Source organism: Promineifilum sp. (SeqCode), from assembly GCF_041918635.1.
Lineage (GTDB): Bacteria > Chloroflexota > Anaerolineae > Promineifilales > Promineifilaceae > Promineifilum.
Genome location: NZ_JAYRVJ010000422.1, coordinates 1 through 8,926, shown reverse-complemented (window position 1 = coordinate 8,926; position 8,926 = coordinate 1). Strand labels below are relative to the sequence as shown.

6 protein-coding genes are annotated in these 8,926 nt (G+C 67.1%); 1 reads left to right on the top strand and 5 read right to left on the bottom strand.

What is annotated here, in order from left to right:
• The coding region (argJ, locus tag ACE3UY_RS13120; RefSeq protein WP_374687959.1) for a bifunctional glutamate N-acetyltransferase/amino-acid acetyltransferase ArgJ at positions 1–992 on the bottom strand (992 nt) is incomplete at its 3' end.
• 164 nt (positions 993–1,156) lie between these two features.
• Here argJ and ACE3UY_RS13115 point away from each other — a divergent pair.
• Positions 1,157–2,212: a UDP-glucose--hexose-1-phosphate uridylyltransferase gene (locus ACE3UY_RS13115; RefSeq protein WP_374687958.1), complete on the top strand. Its 1,056-nt coding sequence runs from the start codon at positions 1,157–1,159 to the stop codon at positions 2,210–2,212.
• Positions 2,213–2,234: 22 nt separating this feature from the next.
• On the opposite strand, the gene ACE3UY_RS13110 is transcribed toward ACE3UY_RS13115, so the two are convergent.
• The 4 genes from ACE3UY_RS13110 to ACE3UY_RS13095 form a co-directional block, all read right to left on the bottom strand.
• Positions 2,235–4,988, bottom strand: coding sequence for a glycoside hydrolase family 2 protein (locus tag ACE3UY_RS13110; RefSeq protein ID WP_374687957.1), 2,754 nt, complete (start codon positions 4,986–4,988; stop codon positions 2,235–2,237).
• Positions 4,989–5,046: 58 nt separating this feature from the next.
• On the bottom strand, positions 5,047–6,270 hold the full coding sequence (locus ACE3UY_RS13105; RefSeq protein ID WP_374687956.1) for a family 1 glycosylhydrolase: 1,224 nt from the start codon (positions 6,268–6,270) through the stop codon (positions 5,047–5,049).
• 29 nt (positions 6,271–6,299) lie between these two features.
• The gene (locus tag ACE3UY_RS13100; protein WP_374687955.1) at positions 6,300–8,153 is read right to left on the bottom strand and encodes a glycoside hydrolase family 127 protein; all 1,854 of its coding nucleotides are present in this window, start codon (positions 8,151–8,153) and stop codon (positions 6,300–6,302) included.
• A partial coding sequence (locus ACE3UY_RS13095; RefSeq protein WP_374687954.1) for a hypothetical protein occupies positions 8,150–8,926 on the bottom strand: 777 nt, incomplete at its 5' end. The genes ACE3UY_RS13095 and ACE3UY_RS13100, both read right to left, overlap by 4 nt.

Genomic DNA, 8,926 nt, shown 5'->3' with positions numbered 1-8,926 from the left:
CGCCCGGCTGCGGCCAGAATGCGCCCCCAGTTGGGGTCGCCGCCGGCGAAGGCCGTCTTGACCAGCGGTGAGGTGGCGATGGTGTTGGCGATCTGCCGCGCCTCGGCCGGCGTACGCGCGCCGCTGACGCGCAGCGCGACCACCCGGGTCACGCCCTCGCCGTCGTGGACGATCATCATCGCCAGTTCGTGGCATAGGTGCTGCAGCGCCGCGGCGAAGCGCGCCCGGTCGTCCGGCCCGCTCACGGCCACGCCGCTCGCGCCGTTGGCCAGCAGCAGGACGGTGTCGTTGGTGCTGGTGTCGCCGTCAATGCTGATGGCGTTAAAGGTCGCATCGGTTGCTTCGCATAATAATGCGTACAGATCGCCGGCGGGCAGAGCGGCGTCCGTCGTCAGCACGCCCAGCAGCGTCGCCATATTGGGATGGATCATACCCGCGCCCTTGGCCATGCCGCCCAACGTGACCCGGCCGCCGGACAGGTCGAGCTCGACGGCCAGGTGCTTCGGCCGCGTGTCGGTGGTCATGATCGCCTCGGCCGCGGCCCGGCCGCCGGCTGGAGAGAGGCGCGGCGCCAGCACGGCCACGCCGGCCCGGACGCGCTCCATCGGCAGCGGCACACCGATGACGCCGGTTGACATAATAAGCAGTTGTTCCGGCCCGGCAGCCAGGGCGGCGGCGGCCAACCGTTGCATCTCGCGGGCGTCGTCCAGGCCGGGCGCGCCGGTGCAGGCATTGGCGTTGCCGGCATTGATGAGCACGCCGCGCAGGGCCGTGGCGTTGGCGGCCAACGTCTCGCGGTCGAGCAGGACGGGCGCGGCGACGACCTGATTGCGGGTGAAAACGCCCGCGGCGGCGCAGTCGCGGTCAGAGGCGACGAGCACGAGGTCGGGCCGGCCCGACTGCTTGATGCCCGCGGCTACGGCGGCGGCGCGGAAGCCCTGGGGCGAGGTCACCCCGCCATCGGGCAACGTGTTGAATTGAGTTAAGTCCATCGATGCTCCTGTTGGATTCGGTGTGGCTGATCATAGCATTGGCAGCCGGGTTCTACCAACAGCGCCCAGACCTTTGTTTCCGCCCCTACTAGCAGTCGAATGGGCGCGCGCCACACATCGATGCAGTACAATGGAGGGCGTATACAGCCTATCAGGAGATGTGAATGGACGCTCAACCCCTTTTCGCCGCGCCGCACCGCCGGCAGAATCTGCTCACGGGCGAGTGGGTGCTCGTCTCGCCCCACCGGACGGCGCGCCCCTGGCAGGGCATGGTGGAGCAGCCGCCGGGCGAGCATCGTCTGACCCACGATCCCGCCTGCTACCTCTGCCCCGGCAACGCCCGCGCCGGTGGGGCCGTCAATCCCCCCTACACCACCACCTTCGTGTTCGACAACGACTTCGCCGCGCTGCTGCCCAACACCGAGCCGCGCGAACTGGCCCTGGGGCTGGACGCGCCTCGGACGCCGCCGCTGTTGCGCGCCGAGAGTGAGCGGGGCATCTGTCGCGTGGTCTGCTTCTCGCCGCGCCATGATCTGACGCTGGCGGATATGGCGGCGGCGGACATCCGTCGCGTCGTGGATACCTGGGCCGATCAATACGCCGAATTGGGGGCCATCCCCTGGGTGCGGCACGTCCAGATCTTCGAAAACCGGGGGGCGATGATGGGCGCGAGCAACCCTCACCCCCACGGCCAAATCTGGGCCGACGAACGCCTGCCCAACGAACCGGCGAAGGAGTTGGCCCAACAGCGCGCCTACTTCGCCGAAACGGGCCGCTGCCTGTTGTGCGACTATCTGGCGGTAGAGCTGGAGCAGGGCGAGCGGCTGGTCTGCGACAATGAACACTGGGTGGCCCTCGTCCCGTTCTGGGCCATCTGGCCCTTCGAGACCCTGGTGCTGCCGCGCGTCCACTATGGCGCGCTGACCGACCTGGGGGCAGAAGCGCGCGACGGACTGGCCGACATCCTGCGCCGCCTGACCCGGCGCTATAACCGCCTCTTCAACGTCACATTCCCCTATAGCATGGGGTTCCACCAGCCGCCCACCGATGGCGAGGCGTATCCGTTCTGGCACCTGCACGCCCACTTCTACCCGCCGCTGCTGCGCTCGGCCACCGTCCGCAAGTTTATGGTCGGCTACGAACTGCTGGGGCAGCCGCAACGCGACATCACGCCGGAGGGAGCGGCGGAACGGCTGCGAGAGCTACCGGATCAAGTCTAAGCAGTGATCAGTAGGTCAGTGTTCAGTTTAAGACTGACCTACTGACCTGCTGCTTACTGCTCAATAGTGACAGTAACTCTCCCACCAGCTTATCCGCCACCGGGTCCGCGCCGAGGCCGTCTCGCAGGCGCAGCGTGGAGACGAGCAGCGTGCCCTTACCCAGCGGCAGCTGGCGCACCAAGGCGGCCGGGCGGCGCAGCCAGCCCACGAACAGACCGGCCAGCACCTCCTCACGGAAGTCGGCCGGATGCACGCCGTCGATCACCGTTTCCGGCAGCACCGAGGCGAAGGCAAAGTCGAAGCGGCCGTCCCCCGGAATATCGCCCGCCCATAGGTCGCGGCGATACCAGGCGAAGCTGCTGGCCCAATCGCCCGACCAGGGCGTGCCCCGGCGCGCGCGCAACGCCAGCCGGGGCACGCTGGTCTGCAACGCGTCCGGCTTCTGGGCCAGAAAGAGGACTTGCCCCCCGCGCTCCACAAAACGGCGGGTGGATTGATCAAACGTCGTGACGACCAGCGGCGCGCCCGCGGCTGCATCTGCGGCGATGGTGTAGCCCGCCTGCCGGAGCGCGCCGGCCAACCTCTCCTCCGCGCAGGCCACGACCCGCGAGGCTGGGGTTGCCGGCGGGAAGAGGATGAGCGGCAGTTCGTTGCGCGCCACTTCTTGCCCGGTCTCGTCGGCCAGCGCCAGCCACAGCGAGAGGCGGGTTGGGCGGGTCGCGTCGGGCAGTTCCAGTCGTAGCGGCGGCAGGGGAATGACCTGGGCGGTCGCGGCCGCGATGCCGCCGATCGTTCCCTCCGCGTGCGGTACACCGTCACCGGCCAGCGACCAGGTTAGCGCGGCGTCGCGCAGCGGACGCGGGCCGAAATGGGACAGGTGGAGGGCGACGTCGGCCGTCTCGCCCGCCCGCCAGGCTCGCCGGGCCACGCGGGGGATGAGCATCGTGTCGGCGTTGATTTCCCGCAGGCGGTCGTAGTGGGCCTTCGGCCGGCGTAGCATGTCCAGCAGGCCGTTGCACTCCCAATGCACGTCGGTGAACTCGGTGATGACGTAGCCGGCGATCGGCGGGTGGAGGCGCATCGTCTCGATCTCGTAGCGCAGCGCTTCGAATTGCGCCCATTGCGAGGCGTGCGCCAAGCCCGCATAATCGCCGAAGACCCGATCTAGATAGAGGTCATGGAAGCGCTGCCCGGCGGCGTGGGGGTACACGTCGCCGCCGCTCCACTCCCAGCCCGTCTCGAACCACCATGGTTCCCTGCCGTAGTGGGCCAGCAGCGGGCCAATGTCGGGCAAGCCCCAGTTGCCGAACTCCGAGATGACCAGCGGCGCGCCATCTTCCCGAGCGGTCTGGCAATCGGGCGCGTAGAGCCACGGGGCGCGGTCGGCCATCCCCCCGACCAGGGCGTCCCACACCGCTGTATCGTCGGGCATGGCGGCGTAGAAGTGAAAGTCATCCAGGTCGCTCTTGACGTGCGCGTTGTCGAAGCAGGGCGAGTTGTCCACGACAAGTCGCGTCGGATCAAGTCCCTTCACCCAGGCGTACATTTCCGCCAGCCAGGCGCGGTGATCGGGGTTGGTCGCCAATTCCGTGCCCCACGCCTCGTTGATGATCGTCCAGATGATGATCGACGGGTGGTTCCAGTCCCGCTCGATCATCCCGGCGATGGTCTCCCGCCCGCGCGCGATGGCCGCGTCGGTCAATTGCGCCCAGTTCGGCAGTTCCGTCCAGATGAGCAGCCCCACCCGGTCGGCGGCCTCGTAGTAGCGCGGGTCGGCCACCTTGATGTGGACGCGCAGGCAGTTCAGACCCATCGCCTTGGCCTGGCGAAACTCGTTCTCGATGTACTCGTAGGATGGAGGCGTGTAGATGAGGTCAGGGTAGTAATCCTGGTCGAGCGCGCCGCGCAGGTAGAGGGGGCGGCCGTTCAGCCACAGTCGTCCCTCCCGCGCCTCGATCGTTCGGAAGCCGAAGGTTTCGGCCCGCATGTCCCGGCTGGCCTCTGTCTCCAGCGTCACCTCAACCGTGTACAGGCGCGGCGAGTCGATGTCCCACAGTTCCGGCGCGGCCACCGTTGCGTTCAGCTCGGCGGTAGGCGCGGTCCTCGCCACTTCCGCACCCTGGACGGTAGGGGCGGGTTTCAAACCCGCCCCTACATGGTCGGTCGTTGCCACTTCCGCGCCCTGGGGGGAAAGGAAACGGGCCTCAATCCGGTCGCCCTCGGCCAACGGCCGGCTCGTCTCCACGCGCAGCGACACCCGGCCGGTCGCCGCGTCGGGCGTGACGCGCACGCGCCGGATGTGGGTGGCCGGCCGGCATTCCAGCCGCACTGGCTGCCAGATGCCGCTCAGCGGGCCGTACCAGCTCTGCTTACCGTGCGGGATTTCGCGGAACAGTTCGGGCGGGTCAGCGACGCGCACCACCAGTTCGTTCCGGCCGGGGCGCGCGGCGGCTGTCACGTCCAGCTCGAACGGCAGGTAGCCGCCCTCGTGCTCGCCTGCGGGCTGGCCGTTCCACCACACCTCGGCCCGATAATCCACTGCGCCAAAACACAGGATCAGGGCATGGGCCAACCAGTCGGCCGGCACTTCCACCGCCCGGCGATACCAGGCCGGGCCGCTGTAGGTGCGTAGATCGTCGGCCTGCGCTTGCCAGGGGCCGGGAACGAGGATAGGGCGGCTCTCCTCCGCGGCCAGCCGCCCGGGGGCTAACGTCGCCCCGCTGTCTACCCAGAACTCCCACTTCCCATCCAGGGACTGTTCTATTCTCTCTATCATGAAACCACTTGGTAATTATGAATTATGAATAAGAGCGCAGGCGTCTGGTTCATAATTCCTAATTCCTAATTCCTAATTTCACATACTGGCGGTACTTCTCCACCAGTGGCGTCGCATGGCGCTGCAAGACGCCGTCCTCATCGAAGGCGGAGTCCCACAGGCCGAGGTGCAGTAAGTAATCTTCCAGCGGTTGAGTGGTGCTGCGGTACTCCCAATCGATCATCGTCATCATCGGAAACCAGGTGTAGCCGATGACGGGGATGCCCTCGGCCCGGACGGCGGCGACGGCGGCGAGCGTCTCGTCCATCCAGCGGGCGCGGCCGGCCACGTCCCGGCGGGCGCTCGTCTCGGTGACCATCAGGGGGATGTGGTAGCGCGCCCACGCCTGGCGTAGCACGCCGGCCAGATGGTGGCCGGTCAACTCGCCATGACAGTGGGCCTGCCCGTCCGCGTCCATCACCAGCTCGCCGCCCGACCAGGGGTAGAGGTTGACGCCCAGCACCTCCACCCGTGCCGCCCGCTCGCGCAGCCAACTCAGGTCTTCTTCTGCGACGCCGTGATCGCGCAGGTAGGGCCACAAGGAGTGCGCTGTATCCACCTGCCCGGTGAACAGGTCAAAGGCCAGGTAGCTGTGGGCCGCGCGCCGCGCTACCTCCGCGTGCAGGCGCTCGTCGTGGGTCCAATGCCAGCCCAGCGCCTCCACCTGGACGAAGGCGGCGTCGGGGTCGGCCTCACGAATAGCTTGAGCAGCCAGCACCATGCCCCGCAGCAGGGCCATCAGCACGGCCACGTAGCCGGTCTCGCCCTCGCGGTAGGGGGGCCACTCGCCGCGCCGGCCGCAGAACTCGGCGTTGACCGTCGGCTCGTTGAGCGGCGTGTAATAGCGCACCAACTGCCCGTAGCGCTCGGCCACCGCGCGGGCGTAGTCGGCCACGTGGCGGGGATAATCCGGGTCGAGGAAGGAGCGCTCCAGCCACAAGGGCGTGCCGTAGTGCATCAAGTCCACGATGGGCTGGATGCCTTTCTGGTTGACGAGATAATCCAGCACCTCATCCACCCAGCCCCACTCGTAGCGGCCAGGCTCCGGGTTGACGCGATACCAGGGGATGCCCCAGCGGATGTGGGACACGCCCAGGTCGGCGGCGCGGTCGATGTCGGCGCTCCACAACTGATAGTGCTGCGTCAGTTCGTACTCTTCGAGCGCCCTCAGGCCGGGCTGCTCCTGCGGAATAAAGGTGTCTTCGATGCCAACGGCCCAAAGAAAGGTGTCCGATTGGTCCATGCGCTACTCCTTGCCGGCGGCGATACGCGCTACTGAGATCGCAAGGGAACCCACACGTTCATGGATGATGGGCCGCGATTGGCCCAGGCGTAATAAGGGATGAAGGTCAAGGGCATAGGCGAGAAATGCGGCGGCTGTTGGAGGGACAGGTATTGATACAACGGCCGCTCCCCGTCGTCTGCTTCCCACCCATCCGCCATAATGGTCGTGACGCCATCGAGCAAATCGGGCCGGTGACGTACGGTGAATGAGGCATCGGCCGGCAGATAGAGGCGGCGCGCGTCATGCTGCTGATGATCGACCCCTTCCAGGCAGTAAACGAGCGGGCCGCGCTGGACCGCTACCGCGCCGCGATTGCCGGCGAGGGCGCTGTGAGCGACGACCCTTTCCACCGGCATCTCCAGCGCCAGGCGCACCGTCTCTTGTCGCCGGACGCCGCTGATGGTGAAGTAGTGGCCGGGAGACACGCCGGGCAACGGCACACCGTTTAGCAGCACCGTCGCCTGACCGGCCCAGCCGGGGATGCGCAGGTGGAGATCGAACGGCTGTTCCGAGTCGGATGACAGGTGAAGCGTTACCTCGCCCCGCCACGGGTAATCTGTCTCCTGCACGATGGCGACAGAACGACCGTTTTCAAGTTGACAGGTCGCCTCGCTGGCTGCATACAGGTGAACCCAAAGCCCATCGGCGCTCGTCGTATAGAAGTAGCCGGGCAGCGACGCCAGCAGACGTTGGGCGTTGGGCGGACAACAGGTGCAGTCATGCCAGAGTTGCCGCTGATAAGGCTCTTTTCTGGCCCAGGCGTACCAGGGGTCAGTCTCCTCGCGGCCCGTGCAGGCCAGGGGATTCATGTAAAAGTACTCCGCGCCGGAGAGGGAAACGCCGGCCAGGAAGCCGTTGTAGAGCGTCCGTTCCAGCCAATCGGTATAGACGGCCCGGCCCGTCGCCAACAGCAGCCGCCATTGCCAGAAGATGGAGGCGACCGAGGCGCACGTTTCGGCGTAGGCGCGCTCGTTGGGTAGCTCATAGGCATTACCCAGCGCCTCGGCTGTGTACCGCGCGCCGATACTGCCGGTTATGTAAACTTTATGCGCCGTCAGGTCGCGCCACTGGGCTTCGATAGTGGGCCAATACTGCCCGGTCTCCAGATAGGCATCCGTGGCCCCGGCCATGAAGTAGAGCGCGCGCACGACGTGACCGCTGATCTCGGGCCGGGTGATGCTCTCGGACGCTTCTAAAAAGTGGGTAGCCAGCGCCAGATAGCGCCCCTCGCCCGTTTCGCGGTACAACTCCACCAACGCCATCTCGATTTCGGGGTGGCCGGGAGCGCCGGCGCGCCCACCGAGGCGAAAGGTATCGTCAATCAGATTGGCGAAGCGGATGGCGCAATCGAGCAGCCGCCGGTCTCCATCGAGACGGTGCCAGGCCACCGCCGCCTGAAAGAGATGTCCGGCGCAGTACAGTTCGTGGTCGGTCTCCAAACGGCGCCATCGCTCAGCCGCCCGCTCCTCTACAAACCAGGTGTTGAGATACCCGTCCGCGCCCTGGGCCGGCAGCACCGCCGCGACCGCCGTCTCCAGCAACGCTTCAACCCGCGCGTCGCGCCGGGTTTGCAGGGAGAGGGCCGCGCCTTCCATCCACTTGTACAGGTCAGAATCGGTGAACAGGAAGCCCCGACGCGGTCCGTCGTGAGCGCCATACAGGCGACGGAAGTTGTCGAGAACACCGTGCGCTTCCAACTCCTCGTACAACTGGGGGATACCCCGCTGCTGGTTGCGCTCCAGGTGGGGTTGCCAGAAGCGGTCGGTCAGGGACACGGCGGCGATGGGCGTTGGCCTCAACCGGGCAAATGGACTACGGGTTGTGTCGGTGACAACCGTCATGGCGATGTATCCTCCAGAATGGCCGTGACCCGCACCATGTCGAAAGCAGCTGTGGCGCGGCGGCCGTACAGACCGACGCGCGTCGCCTCGGCGGTGACGGGCACGGCGGCGATCTCGTGCTGTTCCCAGTGAATAGTCAGCAGACCGTCTGACTTGCGGAAGCGGAATTGCTGGTACACGGTCGGGTCGAACGTGGCCGGCAAGGGGAAACGTTCTGTTGTCGCGCCGTCGCGCCAGTGGGCTGCCCAGCCCGCGCCGGATTGCTCCACCGTGAATAGCGGCCCCGCGCCGCCGGCCAGCGCCGGCATGATGCCGTAGCAGCCCCCGTCCGCGCCGCCGGCCGCCAGGCGAGCGTTGATTACCAGCTCATAAGCGGCCAGGGGCGGCCCCTTGTGGAGAACGCCCTCGCCGCCGGGATTGGCGAAGATCAACTGTCGCGCGTCGATAGCCCAGTCGGCCGGGCGGTCGCTCTCCCAGCCCAGATCGCTGGGCGTTGCGTCCGCCTCAAAGCAGTCCTGCCAGCCGACGGTCAGGGCGAAGCCGGCAAATGCGGCGGGCGCTCCGTTGGCGAACAGGGCGATGTGGGTGGGTGGTTCTGACAACTCGCCTTCCCAACGGGCCGCGCTGTCATCGACGGACAGGGAGGCGCGGCGGCCGTCCACCTCCACGCGCAGCAGGTGGAACCCGCTCAGGTGCGATCCGCTGCGGTGCGACCCACTTTCTGAACTGGGTTGCATCTGCTTGAGCACCCTGTCTAGGCCCCGATTCTGGCT